The organism is Nostoc sp., from assembly GCF_036919895.1.
Taxonomy (GTDB): domain Bacteria; phylum Cyanobacteriota; class Cyanobacteriia; order Cyanobacteriales; family Nostocaceae; genus Nostoc.
Genome location: NZ_JBALBW010000059.1, coordinates 1 through 20,573, shown reverse-complemented (window position 1 = coordinate 20,573; position 20,573 = coordinate 1). Strand labels below are relative to the sequence as shown.

The window sequence follows — 20,573 nt, the reverse complement described above, 5'->3', positions numbered from 1 at the left end:
TGCGTTTAAAAAATACTCATAACAGTAATTGCCGCCTCACTTCTACCTCTGATAATTCTTCCACTTCCGCCAAAATCTCTGCTAAAGCATCATTCTCTGCTTGTTCAATTTGTTGAACAATTACTTTTTGAGATAGTTCAGCAATAGTCGGGTTTTCAAAGAGGTAACGCAGGGGGAAATCTACAGAAAAGGCTTCTTTTAATCGGGAAATAACTTGAGTAGCCAGTAAAGAATGTCCTCCCAACTCGAAAAAGTTATCATGAATTCCAATTTTATTTAATCGTAGAATTTCAGCCCAAATCGTGGCTAATTCTTGTTCAGTTGGTGTAGAAGGAGCAACAAAATCAATATCTACACGTCTTTGAGAAGTATCTGGAATAGGTAAAGCACGGCGATTTATCTTAGCATTAGGCGTAAAAGGTAATGCTTCCAGAAATACGAACGCCGTCGGAATCATGTAATCGGGCAGCTTTGTCTTCAGGAAGTTTCGTAGAGTACTAGGCGTTAGTTGATTGTCTTTAGTAACGAGATAAGCTACTAAATACTTTTTACCCCGTTCATCTTCCCGCATCATGACAACGGTTTGTTTAATGTCAGAATTTTGATTTAAAACTGCTTCAATTTCTGCTAATTCAATGCGAAAACCTCGGATTTTCACCTGTGTATCAATTCGTCCCAAAAATTCTAGATTTCCATCAGGGAGACGGCGGACTAAATCTCCAGTTTTGTAAAGTGTATCTCCCTCAATAAAAGGATTAGAAATAAATTTTTCACGAGTTAATATTGGTTGATTTAAGTAACCTCTTGCAACACTCGCCCCACCTACATAAAGTTCTCCAGTAACCCCAATCGGAACCCGGTGTAAATCTCCATCTAGTAAGTAAACTTTTCTATCACCGATGGGTTTACCAATGGGAATTGAATGGACATTTTTAGCAAGTTGTTTGGGAATCGGATAACAAGAGGTAAATACTGTACATTCTGAAGGGCCATAAGCATGAATAAGTTGTGTTTCTGGTAATAGTTCTAAGGCGCGACGAACATGAGGTACAGAAACAGACTCTCCCCCGAACAGCAGTTGTTTAACTCCTAACAATCCCTCTGGCATGGTGTCAATCATCAGATTGAAAAGGGCGGTAGTTAGAAACAGGATGTTAACCTTTTGCTCTTGAATAATTTTGCTTAATTTCTCAGGTGTAGGGATTTTGTCTGGGTAAAGCACACAACGTCCACCATAAAGCAAAGGCGGCCAAAGTTCTAGAGTTAATGCATCCCATGAAATTGATGAATGTTGCAGCCAAATTTGCTCTGCATCAAGGTGAATGTAATCAACCCCAAACATAAAACCAATGAAGCTACGATGGGGAACTTCTGTTCCTTTTGGTGTGCCTGTCGAGCCAGAGGTATAAGTTATATAAGCTAAGTTTTCTGGATTAACTTGACTTGACAAATTATCTTCTTTGTGAGTAGAAAATACTGGACAATCCGAGTCCAGATTAACCACAATTTGGTTATGGATTGGAAGTCTATGTTGTAAATGATTCTGTGTCAGTAAGATGGGTATCTGCACATCTTCCAGCATAAACGCCAATCTTTCAGAAGGATAAACAGGATCTAGCGGTACATAAGCGCCACCCGCTTTAAGGATAGCCAGTATCCCTATTACCATTAAAAACGATGCCTTCGGCAACGTCTCCGACGAACGCTCGACACAAATTCCCACCCGTGCTTCTGGTTTAACTCCCAGCGTTTGTAAATAATGGGCTAATTGATTGGCGCGGTTATTCAACTCCCGATAAGTTAAATGTTCTTTTTCATATATAACTGCGACTGCATTAGGGGTTTTTTCTACCTGTTCTTCAAATAAAATATGAATACATTTATATTCAATAGAATCCATATTTTGATGATTTTCTTGCAGCACTAATTCTTTCTCTTCGGCTGCACTGAGCATGGATATTTGAGAAATAGATTGTTGTAAATTAGCTGCCATCCCTGCTAACAGTGTTTGGAAATGTCCAATGATACGAGCAATTGTCTGTTGCTCAAAATACTTGGTATCATAAACAATCCTTCCAGACAATTGTGATTGAGGATTCACAACCACCGTTAGAGGATAATTCGTCCGTTCAAAACAGCAGATGTCACTAATTTCTAAAGATTTTTTAGTTTTTTGGACAGTAGAATCTAGCGGATAGTTTTCAAATACTAGAATACTTTCAAACAATGGCATCCCGGCAGGAACATCACTTATTTTTTGAATTTCTGCTAGGGAAAAATAAGCATACTGTTCTTGTTCAAATTGTTGAGTTTGTAACTGCTTAAGCCAGGACAATAATTCTGTTTTGCCATCGATTTGTAAGCGGATGGGGAGGGTGTTGATAAATAACCCCACCATCGAGTCTACATTTTCAAAATTCGGTGGACGGCCGGATACAGTTGCACCAAAAACCACATCACTTTCTCCACTGTAGCGGGAAAGCAATAATGCCCAAGCACCTTGCACCAAATTATTCAAAGTTAAATGGTGTAGTCGAGCAGCATATTGCAACTTTTCAGTTACCGTTTGAGATAACTGGAAACATTCCTCATTATATGTTTCCTGTCCACTATTTCCTATTCCCTGTTCCCTATTCCCAATTAAGATAGGAGCCTCAAAACCCTGAAGAGTTTTTTGCCAAAAGTTTTTTGCTTGAGCAATATCCTGTTGTTGTAACCAATGAATATAATCTCGATAAGGACGAGAAGGTTTAAGGCGTAAAGATTCGCCTCGATGATCAGCCTCATAAAAAGCTAAAACTTCTTTCAAAATAATTTGCATCGACCAGCCATCAAAAAGGATATGATGATGACTCCAAATAAATTGATAAGTTTGCTTCTCTAGATAAATCAGAGTGAAGCGCATTAAGGGAGATTCAGCAAGAACCAATCCTTTTGTGCGATCGCATTTCAAAAAATCCTCTAGATGCTGTTGTTGTTCATCGGCTGTGAAATTCCGCCAATCCAGTACTTCCCACGGAAGATCCACTTGCTTACTCACCATTTGCAAGGGTTTTTCTATCTCCTCCCAATAAAAAGAACTGCGTAAAACTGGATGCCTTGCTACAACCTGCTTCCAAGCTTGCTCAAAGGCAGAAAAATTTAATTCTCCTTGGAGAATACAAAGCAACTGCTCAAAATAAATTTCCGATTCTGGCGCATAAAGCGTGTGAAACAGCATCCCCTGCTGCATGGGCGAAAGTTCATAAAGATCGTCAATATTGTTCATGATAATTGGGGATTGGGGATTGAGGGACAAATGACTACTTTTTTTTATTGATTTTGGTTAGGAATTTGTCAAGCTGTTTTTGGCTGAGTCTGGCTGCTGAGAAGTCTGAAGGTGTATGACCGATCGCATCAGGGGATTGACAGTGGGTAATGAGCGATCGCAATGCCTCTATAAACCCAAGGGCTAAATGCTCGATGGTGTCTTGTTTATGGACTTTCTTGCTGTAAGCCCAAGTCATCTCCAATTTTCCGGCGCGAATTAGTCCGCTTACGCCTAATAGGTGGCTGCGTTGATTAAGTAAACTCTGTTCAGCTTTGAATTCTTGAGTTAAACCCAATACAGCAGATGCCGTCAGCACCCGATCGAACTGACCAAGGTAGTTGAAACTTACTTGTGCTTGGGGTAAACTCTCTAGTCTCGTGCGGATTGTGTCATCCTGATGCAAATATCGCAACACACCATAGCCAATGCCTCGGTTGGGGATGCGTCGCAGTTGTTCTTTAACTAACTTTAAGACCTCTCCAGGATGGTCAGTTTCTTCTAGCTGTAAGCTAACGGGGAATAAGGTAGTAAACCAGCCCACAGTCCGCGACAAATCCACATCTTCAAATAAGTCTTCCCGTCCATGTCCTTCTAAATCAACAAGCAGAGAACGTTCTCCCGTCCACTGGGCAAAGCTTTGCACTAAGGCAGTCAACAGCACATCATTAATTTGAGTATTGTAGGCAGAGGGTACATCCTGCAAGAGGGCGCGAGTCTGTTCTTCGTTTAAAGAAAGTGACACAGTAGCGGTTGAGGCTATGGTGTTATTTTCTTTATTTGCAGGATAGTCTACTGGTAAGGCGGTAATTTTGAAACTAGACTCACTTAGCCAGTAATTCCACTCATCTGATATCGCCTTTGATTTTGCGTATTCTCTGAGGCGATCGCTCCAATATTGAAAGGAAGTTGTCTTGGCTGGTAATTTAATCGCTTCACCACGGCTGATTTGTTGGTAAGCTGTAGCCAAGTCTTCGAGCAAAATTCGCCACGAAATGCCATCTACTACTAAATGATGGATGATGAATAGTAACCGACCAGATCGATCGTTGCCTAACCGAAACAGCACCACTCGCGCGATCGCTCCGATAGATAAATTCAAACTAGCTTGGAGTTCAGTATCCTCAGCTTTCATCGCTGTTTGTTGTTCTTCTGGCGACAGATGCGACAAATTGATAACACTAAATGGCACTAGTTCTTGAGTAGCGGTGTTAAACTGCTGCCAGTTTTCCCCTTCTTGCACAAACTGCGATTCTCCCAAGGGGAGACGTGCAAAGCACGAACGCAAAGCATCGTGATGCAGTAACAATTGTTGCACAACTTTCTGTAATAGCTCTGGTTGCAAGTCTGGCGGCACTTCTAGCAACACTGATTGGTTAAAGTAATCAGGTTCGGGCAATTTCTGCTCGAAAAACCAATGTTGGATCGGTGTCAGCGCCACTTTGCCAGTAACTAATCCTTGTTCAGCTTTAACTTGGCGAGTCATACCCGCCACAGCAGCTAACTCAGCAATAGTTTGGTATTTAAATAGCTGTTTGGGAGCAATTTGAATTCCCGCTTGATTGGCACGAGAAATTACCTGAATGCTGAGAATTGAATCTCCACCCAATTCAAAGAAGTTATCGTGGATGCCAACCTGTTTTAGTCTTAAGATTTCTGACCAAATGGCCACTAATCTCTCTTCTATCAAGGTTTGGGGTGCAACAAAGTTATCTTCTACACTCCGCGAAAAGTTGGGGGCTGGTAGGGCGCGGTAGTCTACCTTGCGGTTGGGTGTCATCGGCAGCGCCTCTAGCAGCACGAAAGCCGAGGGAACCATATAATTAGGCAGTTTTTGCTTGAGGAAATGGCGGAGTTCATCAGCATTTGGTTGCTGTTTGTGCGGAACAACATAAGCCACAAGGCGTTTTTGTCCAGGGATGTCTTTACGGGCAATAACGACAGCCTGAAACACCTGTGAATGTTGACGCAACACTGTTTCGATTTCTCCCAACTCAATGCGGAAACCGCGAATCTTCACCTGATCGTCAACTCGACCGAGATATTCTAGGTTGCCATCTGCGCGAAATCGTGCTAGGTCGCCAGTTTTATATAATTTTGGATTTTGGATTTTGGATTTTGGATTGTAAAATGGATTCTCAATAAATTTCTCAGATGTGAGTTCAGGGCGTTGCCAATATCCTCTAGCTAAACCTGCTCCGCTAATGTGCAGTTCTCCGGGAACTCCTATAGGCACTGGTTGCAGATATCGATCTAGAACATAAACCTGAACATTGCTGATAGGTCGTCCAATGCTAACAGAGGTGGCTGCTGGGGTTAAGCAATCTAGGGTGTTTACAACCGTTGCTTCCGTTGGCCCGTAACTATTAAATAATTGCGGCGGCTGAGAAAAATGAGCAATACTACTGTGCCAATGCTTCACTTTTTCTAGTTGAGCTTCTTCTCCCCCAATAATCACAACCCTGAGACTTTCAGGAATTCGGGAGTCTTCACGGGTAAGTTCTGCTACTAATTGATGCCAATACGCTGTAGGAAGATCCAAAACAGTCAACTGCCATTCTCGGCAACATCGCCAAAACTCATCGCTGGAGTGCAATATCTCTTCGGTACGCAGTACTAATGTTGCACCGACTAAAAGACAAGGAAAGATTTCTTCAATGGATGTATCAAAGCAAATAGACGCAAATTGGAGAATATTATCGTCTGCATTGATTCCATATTCATGAGTGGCAGTGATGACGAAATTTATTAGCGATCGCTGTTCAACCATTACACCCTTGGGTTTTCCCGTAGAACCAGAGGTATAAATAATATAGGCTAGGTTATCAAGTTGAACGTCACAAATTGGATTGCTTGTATTTTGTTGAGCAATTATTCCCCAGTCTTTATCTAAACAGATCGTTTTTCCGCCATAATCTGCTAATTTTTCCTGAAATCTTTCTTGAGTCAGCAAAATGCTCAGTTGCGTATCTTCTAAAATGTCAGCCAATCGTTCTTTGGGATAAGCAGGATCGATGGGAATGTATGCACCCCCGGCTTTGAGAATACCAAGTAAACCGACAATCATCTCTAGAGAACGTTCAACGCAGATACCAACCAGCGTTTCTGTTTTGACTCCTAAACTTTGGAGATAGTGGGCTAATTGATTGGCGCGATCGCTCAATTCGCGGTAAGTTAACTTTTGACCTGCTTGTTGAATCGCCACAGCATCGGGAGTTAACTCCACCTGAGCCTCAAATAACTCATGCACACACTCTTTAGCAGGATACTCTTTGTGAGTCTGATTCCACTCCAGCAATAATTGCTGCTGAGTCGGCGTTAACAGTGGTAATTCGGAAATTCGCTGCTCTGGGTTAGCTATAATTCCCTCTAGTAAAGTTTGATACTGCTCTGCCATCTGCTGGATTGTGGCAGCATCGAATAAGTCAGTGTTATATTCCCAAATAACACTAATTCCCTTCTCCCCACCATGTTGCGGGATTAGAACTACATCAAGATCGAACTTTGTTGATTGGTTACTGAGGGCTACATTAGTTCTGATGTTCAACTCTGGGAGAGTTAAGTCTGGCTGGGGAGAATCATGGAAACTGAACATCACTTGAAACAAGGGATTATAACTCAGGTTCCGTATTGGTTTCAGAACTTCCACAACCTTATCGAAGGGTAAATCTTCGTTAGCAAAAGCTTCTAAACTTACTTGGCGGACTCGACCTAGTAATTCCCGAAATGTGGGATTTCCAGACAAATCGGTGCGTAAAACTAAATTATTGACAATCATGCCAATTAATTGTTCTGTCTCGCGCATCCGCCGATTGGCAACAGCTGTCCCTAAACAGAGATCGTCTTGTCTGGTGTATCGGTGCAAAATTACTAAAAAAGTTGCCAGCGTCGTCATGAATAAGGTGATTCCCTCTTGACGGCTCAGAACTCTCAAGGATTTGCACAAGCTAATGGGTAACTCTACCCTGACTTGAGCGCCGTTATAAGTTTGTTCTACTGGTCGCGGGCGGTCATAAGGTAATTCCAACAGAGGCGGACTGCCGGATAACTGTTGTTGCCAATAGGCTAATTGAGCTTGGGCTTCCTGGCTTTTAACCCACTCTCGCTGCCAATGAGCATAGTCTCCAAACTGGAGGGTTAATTCCGGTAATGGGGAATGATTACCCAAACAGAAGGCTTGATAAAGTTTCACAAACTCATTCAAGAACACGTTGTTGAAAGACCAACCATCATGAACCATGTGATGTTCGATATGGATCAAAATATGGTCTTGTTCGCTTAACTTCAACAATAACCACCTAACTAACGGCAGTTGATTTAAGTAAAAAGGCTTTTGCACCTCTGCATCAAATAGGCGCTGAATTTCTGCTTCTTGCTCAGACTCAGGAAATGTCTGGAGGTCTACTACTGTTAACTTAATTGGTTGGTGTGGATGGATTACCTGAAATAACCGTCCATCTACTGCCGGAAAAGTTGTGCGGAAAATTTCATGCCGTCGGACAATCTCACTGAGGCACTGCTGTAATGCTGCTACATCAAGTTTCCCAGTGAATCGGAGAGTTACCTGAGCTTGGTAGGCAGTAGTTTCAGGAGCTACTTCTTGGATGAAATATACTCGCTCTTGAGCAAAAGAAGCAGGCAAGTATCCCGAACGTGAAATTGGTTCCATAGCGGGACGTTGCAATTGTTGCTTGAGTTGGCTGTGCTGTTCAATCAGCCCAGCTAGACCCGCTATGGTAGGATTGGCAAAGATATGGTGAAAGAATAACTCGACTTGGAAACCTTCGCGGATGCGGGAAAGAATCTGAGCAGCTATTAAAGAATGACCCCCCAAATTGAAAAAATTGTCATCGATTCCTATTTGCTCAAGTCCCAGTAACTTAGCCCAGATGCTGAAGAGTGTTTCTTCAGTGGCGTTACGAGGTGCGATAAAAGTTTCTTCAAGATCGGGACGTGTGCGATCGCCAGCTGGAAGATTTTGACGATCGACTTTACCATTGGGAGTAAGGGGCAAGGAGTCGAGAATTACAAAAGCTGCTGGCACCATATAGCTGGGCAGTTTTTCTTGAAGAAAGCGCTTAAGGGTAGTGGCGCTCACATCAAGTTTTTGGTTAGGAACAATATAGGCGACGATACGCTTATCACCAGGGATGTCTTCACGGGCGATTACCACTACCTGCTGCACATCCGAATGTTGGCTCAAAAGCGCCTCAATTTCTCCTAATTCAATACGGAAGCCGCGAATCTTCACCTGATGATCGATTCGCCCCAAAAACTCAATGTTGCCATCTGGTAAGAAGCGGGCTAAGTCACCAGTCTTGTATAATCTATTCCCTTCTGCTTCTGCAAAGGGATTGGAGATAAATTTTTCCTTGGTTAACTCTGGGCGGTTTAGGTAGCCTCTGGCCAAGCCGTCGCCACCAATATACAATTCGCCAGGAGTGCCAATTGGAACTGGTTGCTGATGGTTGTTGAGGATATAAACTTGTGTATTAGCGATCGCTCGGCCAATCGTCAGTTGAGTGTCGCCAGTATATTCTGCTACTGTGGCACAGACTGTTGATTCCGTTGGCCCGTAAGCATTAAAAAAGCGCCGCCCTTTTGACCATTCAGCTATCAGTTTCGGATTACAAGCTTCTCCAGCGACGATAAGAGTTTGCAAGTTTGGCAATTCCTCTATTGGCAACGCTGCTAGTGCTGTGGGTGGTAGTGTTATCTGAGTTATTGATTGCTCGCGCAAAAATTTAATTAAATCTGTTCCTGGGCGCAAGGAATCTTGAGTTCCAATGTAAAGGCTAGCTCCTGAACACAGAGCCATGAACATTTCCCAAACTGAAGCATCAAAGCTGAAAGAAGCAAATTGAAGAACACGGCTATTTTGCTGTACATCAAACAGTTTTATTTGTGCTTGGATGAGATTACACACGCCTTGATGCTGAATCAGCACGCCTTTGGGTGTTCCCGTTGACCCTGATGTATAAATTACATAAGCCAGATTATCTGGTGCAACCCCACTACTAGGATTCTCATTGCTCTTTCGTTGAAAAGATTCCCAGTCACTATCCACACAAAGCAACTTTGCACCACTTGCAGTCAACCCTTCAACAAATTTTTCTTGGGTTAATACTACCTGCGCTTGCGAATCTGAAAGCATGAACGATAGACGCTCTTTAGGATAGGTTGGATCTAGTGGTACATAAGCTCCACCCGCCTTGAGGATGCCCAACATTCCTACAATCATTTCTAGGGAGCGTTCAACGCAAATCCCTACCAGCACTTCTGGTTTTACACCCAAGTTTTGTAGATAATGTGCGATTTTGTTGGCTTGGTAGTTCAACTCTTGATAAGTTAGTTGTTGCTCTTTGAAAACAACAGCAATCTTCTCTGGAGTTTTTTCTACTTGTGCTTCAAATAATTCATGTATGCACAGATGTTTAGAGTAATCTATTGTAGTATCATTCCATTCAACTAATATTTTGTATAGTTCTTGCTCAGTTAAAGCAGAATTATTAATAGACTGAGTAGAGTTGATGATAATTTCTTCCATAAACTTAGTATATAAATTGCAATATTACCCTAGTACAGCACGGCTAAATAAACCACCCATTTTAAATGTCTGAAACCCTTGCAAACAATTAATTACGAATTACGAATTACGAATTACGCCTTGCGGTACTAGTAGTCTATTTAGGGACTTCCAAATAAAAAAATATTCCAAAACTGACGCAAAAATCTTCTTAATCTCTCCTCTCTCTGTGTTGCGCCAGGTGCTACAACGGGGGGAACCCCCGCAACGCACTGGCTTCTCTGCGTCTCTGTGGTTCGTTCGTTTTTTGGAATAATTTATTCCTTGGAAGTCCCTTAGATGACTGGGAGTTATGTCCTTTTAGGGTTTAATTCGTTGAAATTGTACTCAAAGACGATCAAATAAAGTTCGGTTAAGATCCCTTTCCCTGCAATAAACCCTTGAAAATGAGGTAAGACAGGTTTAAAAGCCCCCTTTTTTTAGGGAGTTTGTCAGAAGTATTAACCGAACCGTATTTAGAGGTCATCTTCTTTAATTCACAGCAATTGAGTGTTTAGTAAATCTTGTCAGCGAAAGGAAATAATCCTTTAACTTAGTGCCATTCAACTAGGCATTTCACCGAATGTAATAGTGAAATTATTCATCCACAATTTCAACTGTTTTTGGTTGGTTATACTCTTCAGTATCAATAATCACCTCTGGGCTAAGTTCATTTTTCAATTTCAGTTTTAGCTCCTCTGAAATGGGTAAATCTTTAATTTCTTTGAGGAGGTATCTCACTGATTCGGTTTTGCTCCGTTCTGTATAAATGGCCTTAAGAATAGCTTCAATTCCATATCCCGCTACAGTATCTCCCAGAACGGTTATTAAACCAAGCAATCCTATACCTCCGACGATGCCAAAAGGCCCTCCTAATGCTGTGATGGCAGCTGCAACAGCCGCAGAACTACCTCCTGATGCGACTGTTAGAACCACAAGAATTACACCAGGAAGACCCAGACCAGCCAACTTCTTAACGATTTCGTCCATTGTAATTACCTAAAATCCTTATACTGTTGGTTAATAAATGACTAAGGGTAAAAGATAGAGTCTTTGTAAATAAAGAAACCTATCTCAGAATCTAGACTAAACTAGATAAGAGTCATTAGCGATCGCATTGGGTTAATATTTTTTGAATTTACCCCGATCTCAAAGTTCAGTTTTTAATTCAAGCGATCGCTAATTTTTCCATTAACAGCAGATATAGCCACTGTTCTTGGTGAGGCTAAATAATTTTTGCCCGTTGGATCGCCACTGCGTCCTTTAAAATTGCGATTGGTTGCATAAATGCCTGTTTCTTCTTTTGCTAAAACTCCCAATCCAGAATTGATACAAGCCCCACAACCTGTTTTGAGAATCTGCGCCCCCGCTTGTTCAAAAATATCAAGATAGCCCAACTCCTGAGCTTGATCTCGAATTTCAATGGTTGCAGGTACTATAAACAAGCTTACACCGTCAGCCAGTTGGCGACCTTTCAAAACTTCCGCAGCCTGAGCCAAATCATAGAGTTTTCCGCCGGTACAAGAGCCAATGAAGGCTTTGGTAATGGGAATATCCTCTAACTGACTAATACCCACTACCTGATCGGGTTTTGGGGGACGTGCAACTTGCGGTTCTAAATCGCTAAGGTCAAATTGATAAATCCTTTCATACTCAGCATCAGCATCCCCATTAATCTCTTCAAATTCTTGGGAACTACGATTTTTTACATATTCACGTGTCACCTCATCAGGAACAATTAAGCCACATATTGCCCCACACTCAACTGCCATATTAGCGAGAGTCAACCGTTCATCAAATGGTAGTTGGGTGAGGATTGAGCCTCTAAATTCCATTACCTTACTGGTAGCGCCAGCACAGCCGATTTGTCCTAAGATAAATAGGATAATATCCTTGGCACTGATTTTAGAAGGTAAGATTCCAGACAATTCAAATACTAGGGTTTGGGGAACCCGAATCCACATATCCCCTGTGGCATAAATATTCGCCATATCTGTCGTACCTACGCCCGTAGAAAAGGCTCCTAATGCCCCGTAGGTGCAGGTATGAGAATCTGTACCAGCAATCACCATTCCCGGCCGGACAAATCCTTTTTCTGGGAGTAAAACGTGGCAAATACCAGCTGCTTCCCCTGGGGAAACCACATCAAATAAGTGGCATCCTTGGTCTTTGGCAAACTTAACCATCTGTTCATACATCAGATGGGCTTTGTTATCTGGACGGATGTCGTTAATTTGGATAAAGTGATCTGCTACCAAAACCACCCTTTGGGAATCCCATAACTTTGCCCCTTCTCCAAAGTGTTTATAAAATGTTTTAGCTACAGGGCCGGCTACAGCATCATGGGATAATGCTAAATCTATTTGGGCAAAAACCACCTCTCCCGGTTTGACGTAAGAATTACCGGAGGCTTTCGCTAAAAGTTTTTCTACTAAAGTCATCGGTCTAGTAGATGTCAGGCTGCGAGGAATGGTAATCTGACCATGACGACGCATCTGATTAAAAGCCATCAACCCGCCTGCTGTTGCGATCGCATCAACTACTGGATTTTGCTCTTTTTCCCCAAAAATTTCGAGGGAAAGTCCAATATTGATACTATTCCGATAAAAAATCTCTGCAAAGGATCGCGCCCGAATCTTCTTAATTCCCGCAGCTTGGATGGCAATGGGGGCAACTTCTCGACTGGAACCACAGCCAAAATTTTCTCCAGCTTCAATTACATCGTATTTTTGCAGTTCACCTTCACCAATCAGGTGTTCTAAAGCATACTGTTTTAAATATTCCGGGTCATCTGTTGTGGCCCGATTGGCAGGAATAATATCATCAGTATTAATATCATCTCCCAGGTGCAAAACTTTATTTGCGTTACTCATGCATAGATAGCTCCTAATTCCGAATATTGCCCAACCGAAAGTTCTTCTAGTAGAAGGTTAACCAAGGTTTCAGTGTTGACTAAAATTTCTTCTCCTTGAGGAGATAAATCGGCTGTGCGGTATCCTTTGGCTAAAATTCGGTCTTGTGCTTGAATAATCCGTTGGGCAGCCTGCACTTCTCCCCATTGCTGGAGCATTAAAACACAGGCTCCGAGAGTTCCCAAGGGATTAGCAATTCCTAAACCTGCAATGTCTGGGGCTGTACCGTGAATGGCTTCATACAGACCAAATCCGTCAGCGTTCAGACTGGCAGATCCTAATAAGCCGATGGAACCAACTAATGCACCGCCAATATCACTGAGGATATCTCCAAAGAGATTTCCCGCCAAAATCACATCAAACCGTTGCGGATTTAAAACCAGTTGCATGGCTAAGTTATCCACCAGCATTGGTTCAATCACAACATCAGGAAACTGTCTTGCCTCTTCTTTTACTAGACGAGTCCAGGGCAGATGGGGCAAGGCATTTTCTTTGTGGGCTACGGTGAGTAATCCTCGGCGGTTTTGGGCTTGCTGTAATGCCTTACGAGCAATCCGACGAATTTCTTCATCGTAATAGCGCATCGTATGATATCCGTAAGTTCCCTGGTCATCTGAAGCTCGTCCAGATGACCCAAAATAGATGCCACTGACTAGTTCTCGAACGATCAAGATATCGAGTCCTTGAACTTTCTCTGGTCGGAGACTAGATTTATGTAGGAGACTTTCAACGCTACGGATGGGGCGAAGATTGCAAAAAAAGTCGAAGTGCTTTCGCAGTTCTAGTAATCCGCCTTGACTAACAGCACCAAATACAATCCCATCGGCTCCATCGCATAGTTGAGCGGTGGCTTGGGGGAAGTAACTACCAAACTGCTCCAAGGCAGTTGCACCAAGCCAACCATAATCTAGCTGTAAGGTAAATCCCTCAAGTTGAGCGACATGTTGGAGAATTTTTAAGGAAGCTTCCACAACTTCTGGCCCAATTCCTTCCCCTGGAATACCAACAATCCGATAGGATCGCTTACTTAAAGACCCCATTTTCCCATAACTCCAATACTTCGTTGGCTGTAAAATAACGTTCTTGCTCAACAGCAAGAGATTTGATTACTGAGCGCATTTTCTCGTATTGCGTTCTGGGTTGAGGATTTTGCATTTGCTTTTCAAACAGATATTGGAAATTACTAACTCCACTCCATTTGCCAAATACAACGTCTATATTGCCGTGAGGAAAAATTGCAAAGCTGTTGGGGTCTGAAAACAAACAATTGACATGAGTCCCCGTTTCATGCCATTGAGAAGTTTGAGAGTATGGGGGGGCTGGGCGAACTCCTAATTTTTCAATGTAATCTGTCACAGGTGCGATCGCTTCATAGTTTATACCCTGGACTTCAATTCCAAAGCGGACTCGTAACCCATTCAATACCTGCTCAATAGGAATATTTCCCGCACGTTCCCCAATGCCGCTAAATGTACCTGATACTAAAATTGCTCCAGCCATGAGAGATTGGAGGGTATTTTCGAGAGCCATGCCCATATCATTGTGGTAGTGTACCCCGAAAGGTACCCCTGTCGTGGATTGGAGCAGGTCGCTAACCCAGATATAGCTCTTTTCTGGACTGAGAACCCCCACCGTATCACAGAGAATGAAGTTTTCAATATAAGGGCTAAAAGAGCGGATACATTGCACTAAAAAGTCAAAATCGGCTCTAGAAGCATCTTCTGCTGCAAAGTCTACTCTCAATCCTGCGATCGCAGTTGCATAATGCAAATTTTCGACAATTAAATCGATAGCATTTTGGCGAATTTGATCGATGACATGAGCGGGGATATTGTCATCAATGGTTTTCCCTTTAAACTCTTTCACCAGACGGATTTGAGGATCTCGTAAAAACAGTAGTCGATCGGAAACGGCATGGAAAAGGATGATCCGCTTAACTCCGCAGTCTTTGGCTAAATCAATAAACTGCTTGTTCATTAAGGTAGCTGACAAAATCTGACTATCCAATCCTTCTGATACTAATGTTTTAACTAGTTCAGCTTCCTGTTCGCAGACACAGGGCATAGTGTCAATTCCATGAACTCCCGTTTCGGCAATTAAATGGGCAAGTTTTTGTTTGTTTGGGTAAGAGAAAAATAGACCTGCTTGCTGTTCTCCATCTCGCAATGTGTCGTCATAAATCTTGATGGGAAGGGTTTCCATTTTTTTAATTTCTCATATTAAGATTTATTTGGTTAAAATTTCACACAACTCATCGATTTCTTGATTTTTTTCTTGGATGAGTATGTTACCTAAAAGTTGTAACTGCCGGATATTTTCTAGCTTGGCATTATCTATTGCTTCGAGTTCACTTTTTAAGAATGTTTGGAACCGATAATAAGAAGATTTATTACCTTTGTTGCTAGACTCAAATAATCTTTCTAATTCTCCTGCGACTACTTCACTTCCTCCGTCAAGTACAATATTTAGCAGTGGGTTTGCCCATTGTAATAGTCCCCATTTTTTCACTTCGTCATAAGGATATACACTCGTTAGAGAACCAGTACCCAATGATACTAATAAGATATCCTCTATATTCAGGACTTGTTTGTTTTCTTGTCTACTAATTTGCGCTTCTAGAATAGCCAAATTAGCTGGATTATTAGCGATTACTCCACCATCGACTAAAGTATAAAAGCCGTTGGGATTATGGGAACTAGAAACACGATAGGGAGCGAAATAAGTTGGAGTTGCACTAGTTGCCAATGCCGCATCGGTGAGCGTAAAACCCGCACATAACTTGCGGAACTTTTTCGATTCTGTCTGTTGTTTTTCTAGCTTGTTGGTAAAGAATATCGGAATTCGCTGCTCGATATCGTAGCTAGTTACAAAAACTTCTTTGAGATTATTTTCTAGAGAAGTATCACCAAAATATTGCCTGATAATTTCTTCTCTCCCCTCCGAAGAATATTTTGGTTGAACAAATATATCTTCTATCTGACCGAGTACTTTTTCCCAGAATGGCTCGTAAAATATTTCAGCCCCATACTCAATATATATTTGCAGGAGATTCTCAGCACTATATTGGGCGGTGGGTGGGCTATCAGGTACGTCTAAATTTAATTTTGGTTTAGTTAATCCAAGTGCCAGAATTCCGCCGCTAGAAGTGCCAGAAATTAAATCAAACAAACTAAAAATCGGCTTTTGTGTCCGCCTTTCAATTTCTGCCAGGATCATTGTGGGGATAATGCCTCGAATACCGCCTCCATCAATGGCAAGTATTTTGTATTTGGGATTGGCTTTAGTATTCATAGTTTTTTGCGATCGCTCCTGAGTTGATGTTTGTGGTTGCTGTTGAGTATTGACTGCAACTTTGTTTTCCCTAATTTGGTCTTCTTCGGCTTTTTTCTCTATTATTTGGGGAATTATACGGGATGAAATGTTGGTAGATTTTTCGCTTTGTCTCTTTGTCCCTTTTTTTGCTTTTCCTTCTTCTGTCGGAGATACTCCGCTAACTTCAACGGGAGGAACCTCAATCAATACCGCATTAGCAGTTTCTTCAGCAGCAATAATCTCTACAATCGACTGGCTTTCCACTTCCGAACTACTAGCTGTTTCACTATTCAATAATTGTGCAGTTCCTAATGAAATTTCTGCTAAATCCCAGCTAGGATTGCCACGCAAGGTTCCATTATGGGCATTTGCTGTCTGGTCTTTTACAGTTGTCCCTTGTCCTTCATTTAATTTCCAATAAGCTACTAATCCGGCTTCATTTCCAACTAGAGGCTGATAGCGATGACTCTGGATTTCCACTGGGGGACAGGGATAATTCCAGACGCTAATGTTAGCTAATTGTCCTGTGAAATATATTTGATTGTGTAAAGTTGCGCCCAGAGTTACAGAACTAGTTGCTTTGTTTAAAGCGTCACCTGTACAATAGCCAAAATACTCACTATCATCAAGATATATAGTCAGTTGACCCTTATTAAAAACAATGGCAAAGAAGTGCCATTGTCCGATAGTTAATTCTCCATTGCCAAAGGTTTTGAGAACGTTGTCAATTTTCTCATCAATGTATACATCTAGGTTCCCTAATTCACTAATTCCGAACTCAAAATTATCACTGTATCGATCTGAAGAACGAGCAAAAAAAACATTATGCGTTCCATAAGTAGTGGCTCGATCTGTTAACTTATGAGGATTCACCCATCCCGAAATCGTAAAGGCGGTACTTCCCTGAGCAAAAACACCACCAAAATCATTTTTACCAAAATCGATATAATCATCTTTCCCGTCAAATGTAATCACTGATTGACTATATACATCATTTGCCACAATATTTTAATCTCCACAAATTAATTAAATCTAATCTCGGATAAATACTAATAATACAATCAATCTTAGATTTTACTATTTTAGAGTGTAAGCTTTTTAAGCTTGTAAACTAATGATTTTAATTTTTGAAACTTCGAGGATATAAAGTTAATTAGCTAGTTTTTACTTAAGGTATATAAACTAGCCTTGTAAATAGTCTCAGATTTATCAAAAAAATGCAATAGCAGCTAAAAGTAGATAATTCAATAATTAAGTAGACAGTTAAGACAGTTAAGACAGTTAAGACGGTTAAGATAGTTAAAAGTTAAGACAGTTAAGACAGTTAAGACAGTTAAATGGGTTATTAAAATATTTAAAAAATAATAATGAGAATCTGTAAATTTTTTGCAGCTAAGTTCGGCAATTCTTTTTATGACTGGAGTTTGAACTAATTCCCGGTTTAAAACTCCAAACCTGTACAGCAGAGCTATTTCATTTTAAACGTAGACATCTGAATCGTGTAATGCAACGTTCTATTCTGGTTAACGCATCAACTCTCCTATGTCAAATCGCAATTATACAAGCCAATTGACTTGCATAGAGAGCAGTGTATATAGGATTCCTATTTGATTTTTGAAAAAATCCGGCTTCAAACCGATTCTTGCGATTCTCGATCTTCCATCTTGACTCGTCCTTGGCACTTTCAGCCCTTTTTGTACGCTTTAGCTAGCCGACGAAGGCAGAGAAATAGGAGCGAGGTTTTCCAAATTCAGCGATCGGGAAATTTATTTTCCTCTGTGCATAAGATTACAGCTATTCACTCAAGTACAGATCAGTAATGTTTTTGATCTGTACTTGAGTGAATAGCTTTGTTCAAATCCCGGAGCAAGTCTTCTTCGGCATCGCGTTCTTGCTTGAGTTCTCTAATAATTTCCTGACTAGAACCAATCAGCAAACCAGCAACTGCACCCACAAAGGCGTATTTTTGCTCCAAATTTTGATACATTTGACTCGTGTAAGGGCAAGGAAATAAACCAGCAGCAATAAAACCTATTCCTGCACCTACAAATGCTGTCACAAAGCCAGAAAAAGCGATCAGTCTAGCATTCATTTGCTTTGCTCCAATGCTTATAACTTTGGTGAACTAGAGGAATCCGATTTGATTTCTGAAAAGATACGTAGGGGAGCGAGTCGTGTGGGCGGGTTTCCCGACTTGAGCGACCTTAGCAAGGAGAGTACGGCACCAAACCCTTGATAAGGATGCGTTACGAACTTCGTTCTAACACATCCTACAATACCTAATTTTGTTCAAAAATCAAATACGAGTCCTATATGTATATTGTCTCAGTGGTTCCCAAAGTTTCAACTTAATCTTCACCTCTTGTAATAGTATGCACAATTGCATAGAGTAGTACCTTACTCATTCCAATGAACATCCCTGCTGCAACTTGTTTTTCGGCTGCTTGCAAATCTGCGATCGCAGTTTGTAAATTATTTCTAGCAAGGTCTAACTCTTATCTAGCTAAAGCTCCTTCTCTGACTAACTGGTAGATATCAAAGGTTTTTGAGGCTGATATAGCTAGGAAAAACGACGAACGCGAGTGCGTCTCATAGAGAAACAATCTCAACTTCTAGCGATCCACCTCTTTGATTCCGCTTGCTCTGATGGGGAAGAAAGCTACGCGATCGCTAACGGTGATTTTGAATTGCTGGCTATAATTTTATTTTGGGAATCGACCCTTCAATTCCCTCGACATACCAATCCATCGCTAGTTGTCCGCGATCGTCCAACACCTTACCCTGTGGTACTCGCACTACCCCTTTTTGGTCTTTTACTAACCCATCAAAAGGATGTGCAGTACCTTGAATAAATTCATCGCGCTTTGCATTCACCAGTTGTTGCACATCCGCAGGAATCGCTTGATTCATCGGGGAAATATCCACCATCCCTTCAGCAATCCCATCCCAAACACTTTGAGATTTCCAACTATTATTCATTACAGCCAAGGCTTTATCTGTATAGAATTTGCCCCATTTGTTAATCACTGATGTCAGGTGGGTTATTTGACCAAACTTACTCATATCACTGTTGTAGCCAAAAGCATAAATGCCTTTTTCCTCAGCTAATTGGACAACAGCACCAGAGTCGGTATGCTGCGTTAGTACATCTGCACCTGAACTAATTAAAGCTTGAGCGGCTTCTCTTTCTTTAGCTGGATTGTACCAACTTTGTACCCAAAGTACCTTAACTTTTGCTTGGGGATTTGTTGAGCGCATTCCTTGAGTAAATGCATTGATTCCCCGAATTACTTCTGGAATTGGGTATGCACCAATAAACCCAACTACATTTGATTTTGTCATCTTGCCAGCAATCATACCGGTTAAGTAACGCGGTTCTTCAAAGCGTCCTAGATAAGTGCCAACGTTAGCAGCACGCTTGTATCCCCCACAGTTTTCAAAGATAACATCACCAAAGTCTTTAGCAACTTTAATTGTGGGGTTCATGTACTCAAAGGAAGTTGTAAAAATCAACTTATTACCATCTAATGCTAGTTGACGAATCACCCTTTCAGCGTCAATATCTTCGTTGACATTTTCAATAAAGGTAGTTTTTACCTTATCTTGAAGATTGGCTTCCATATCTCTGCGTCCTAAGTCATGGGCGTAAGTCCAGCCAAAATCACCTACAGAACTCACATAAACAAATCCCACCTTTAGGGGTTCATTTACCGCCACAGGTGACGCTGAGGGAGACACCTCACCCTGTAATTTGGAATTTTTGCCTTGAGCGCAACTCGTTAAGGCAAAACTAGATCCTGCTAAAGTGACATACTTTAGAAAATTCCGACGATCCATATTTTATCGATGGGGTTTAGTTGCTGAAAAATATTTTTCTAATTTCTAGTTATGACAGACACACTATTGACTTAATTTTAGCTCTTGTTCTTTACCGTCAACTGACTAACAAAAGAAAGTAAATAATGGTTGATATTATACAAAAGCAGAATAATTTTTTTATTAATCTGGAGGTTTTTAATGAATTTATTTGAGCTTTTAGCAGGGGAAGACAATCATTTGGCCCTCGTGACACCTGGGGGGCGATCGCTAACCTATAAGCAATTGCGCGAGAATATTCTTGGATTGGTATCTCAACTCAACAGCTTTGGATTGAAACGGGGCGATCGCATTGCCATTGCCATGACTAACGGTTCACCAATGGCTATTACCTTTTTGGCTGCCGCACTGTGTGGCACTGCTGCACCTTTAAATCCCAAATACAAGCAAGAAGAATTTGCCTTCTACTACGAAGATACCCAAGCAGATGCACTGATTACCTTGTCTGGGGAACCAGAAGCAGCTATTGCCGCGATCGCACCCAATATGATGCTGATTAATGCCAAGGTAAACGCTGACGGCACATTAAGCTTTGAATTAGTCAAAGAGAAACTTCCCCCCTGCCCCCTGCCCCCTGCCCCCTTGCCTCAGTCTGACGATC

General features: G+C 41.5%; 11 protein-coding genes. 2 read left to right on the top strand and 9 right to left on the bottom strand.

Annotation, left to right across the window (positions count from 1 at the left end):
- Window positions 1–16: 16 nt before the first annotated feature.
- From V7K55_RS10825 to V7K55_RS10790, 8 genes are all read right to left on the bottom strand, one after another.
- Complete coding sequence (locus V7K55_RS10825) at window positions 17–3,268, bottom strand: amino acid adenylation domain-containing protein (protein WP_334831019.1); 3,252 nt, start codon at window positions 3,266–3,268, stop codon at window positions 17–19.
- A 34-nt stretch (window positions 3,269–3,302) separates the two neighbouring features.
- The gene (locus V7K55_RS10820; protein WP_334831017.1) at window positions 3,303–9,854 is read right to left on the bottom strand and encodes an amino acid adenylation domain-containing protein; all 6,552 of its coding nucleotides are present in this window, start codon (window positions 9,852–9,854) and stop codon (window positions 3,303–3,305) included.
- Window positions 9,855–10,469: 615 nt separating this feature from the next.
- Window positions 10,470–10,862 (bottom strand): hypothetical protein, encoded by a 393-nt coding sequence (locus tag V7K55_RS10815; RefSeq protein ID WP_334831015.1) that lies wholly within the window; start codon window positions 10,860–10,862, stop codon window positions 10,470–10,472.
- 173 nt (window positions 10,863–11,035) lie between these two features.
- On the bottom strand, window positions 11,036–12,745 hold the full coding sequence (locus tag V7K55_RS10810) for an aconitase/3-isopropylmalate dehydratase large subunit family protein (RefSeq protein WP_334831013.1): 1,710 nt from the start codon (window positions 12,743–12,745) through the stop codon (window positions 11,036–11,038).
- Entirely contained in the window at window positions 12,742–13,824 is a 1,083-nt protein-coding gene (locus V7K55_RS10805) for an isocitrate/isopropylmalate dehydrogenase family protein (RefSeq protein ID WP_334831009.1), read from the bottom strand. The genes V7K55_RS10810 and V7K55_RS10805 overlap by 4 nt, the downstream gene beginning before the upstream one ends.
- Complete coding sequence (locus V7K55_RS10800; protein WP_334831007.1) at window positions 13,808–14,986, bottom strand: 2-isopropylmalate synthase; 1,179 nt, start codon at window positions 14,984–14,986, stop codon at window positions 13,808–13,810. The genes V7K55_RS10805 and V7K55_RS10800 overlap by 17 nt, the downstream gene beginning before the upstream one ends.
- A 24-nt stretch (window positions 14,987–15,010) precedes the next feature.
- On the bottom strand, window positions 15,011–17,098 hold the full coding sequence (locus V7K55_RS10795) for a patatin-like phospholipase family protein (protein WP_334831005.1): 2,088 nt from the start codon (window positions 17,096–17,098) through the stop codon (window positions 15,011–15,013).
- An 811-nt stretch (window positions 17,099–17,909) separates the two neighbouring features.
- The gene (locus V7K55_RS10790) at window positions 17,910–18,188 is read right to left on the bottom strand and encodes a hypothetical protein (protein WP_334831003.1); all 279 of its coding nucleotides are present in this window, start codon (window positions 18,186–18,188) and stop codon (window positions 17,910–17,912) included.
- 317 nt (window positions 18,189–18,505) lie between these two features.
- On the opposite strand from V7K55_RS10790, the gene V7K55_RS10785 reads away from it, so the two are divergent.
- Window positions 18,506–18,628 (top strand): hypothetical protein, encoded by a 123-nt coding sequence (locus tag V7K55_RS10785; RefSeq protein ID WP_334831001.1) that lies wholly within the window; start codon window positions 18,506–18,508, stop codon window positions 18,626–18,628.
- Window positions 18,629–18,790: 162 nt separating this feature from the next.
- Here V7K55_RS10785 and V7K55_RS10780 read toward each other — a convergent pair whose 3' ends face one another.
- Window positions 18,791–19,933 (bottom strand): BMP family ABC transporter substrate-binding protein, encoded by a 1,143-nt coding sequence (locus V7K55_RS10780; protein ID WP_334830999.1) that lies wholly within the window; start codon window positions 19,931–19,933, stop codon window positions 18,791–18,793.
- A 180-nt stretch (window positions 19,934–20,113) separates the two neighbouring features.
- On the opposite strand from V7K55_RS10780, the gene V7K55_RS10775 reads away from it, so the two are divergent.
- On the top strand, window positions 20,114–20,573 hold a 460-nt coding region (locus V7K55_RS10775), incomplete at its 3' end, for an AMP-binding protein (RefSeq protein WP_334830997.1).

What these genes read in the sequence shown, in the direction of transcription:
- V7K55_RS10825 (WP_334831019.1), bottom strand. Translation starts at nt 3,268, where the DNA reads ATGAACAATATTGACGATCTTTATGAACTTTCGCCCATGCAGCAGGGG.
- V7K55_RS10820 (WP_334831017.1), bottom strand. Translation starts at nt 9,854, where the DNA reads ATGGAAGAAATTATCATCAACTCTACTCAGTCTATTAATAATTCTGCT.
- V7K55_RS10815 (WP_334831015.1), bottom strand. Translation starts at nt 10,862, where the DNA reads ATGGACGAAATCGTTAAGAAGTTGGCTGGTCTGGGTCTTCCTGGTGTA.
- V7K55_RS10810 (WP_334831013.1), bottom strand. Translation starts at nt 12,745, where the DNA reads ATGAGTAACGCAAATAAAGTTTTGCACCTGGGAGATGATATTAATACT.
- V7K55_RS10805 (WP_334831009.1), bottom strand. Translation starts at nt 13,824, where the DNA reads ATGGGGTCTTTAAGTAAGCGATCCTATCGGATTGTTGGTATTCCAGGG.
- V7K55_RS10800 (WP_334831007.1), bottom strand. Translation starts at nt 14,986, where the DNA reads ATGGAAACCCTTCCCATCAAGATTTATGACGACACATTGCGAGATGGA.
- V7K55_RS10790 (WP_334831003.1), bottom strand. Translation starts at nt 18,188, where the DNA reads ATGAATGCTAGACTGATCGCTTTTTCTGGCTTTGTGACAGCATTTGTA.
- V7K55_RS10785 (WP_334831001.1), top strand. Translation starts at nt 18,506, where the DNA reads ATGAACATCCCTGCTGCAACTTGTTTTTCGGCTGCTTGCAAATCTGCG.
- V7K55_RS10780 (WP_334830999.1), bottom strand. Translation starts at nt 19,933, where the DNA reads ATGGATCGTCGGAATTTTCTAAAGTATGTCACTTTAGCAGGATCTAGT.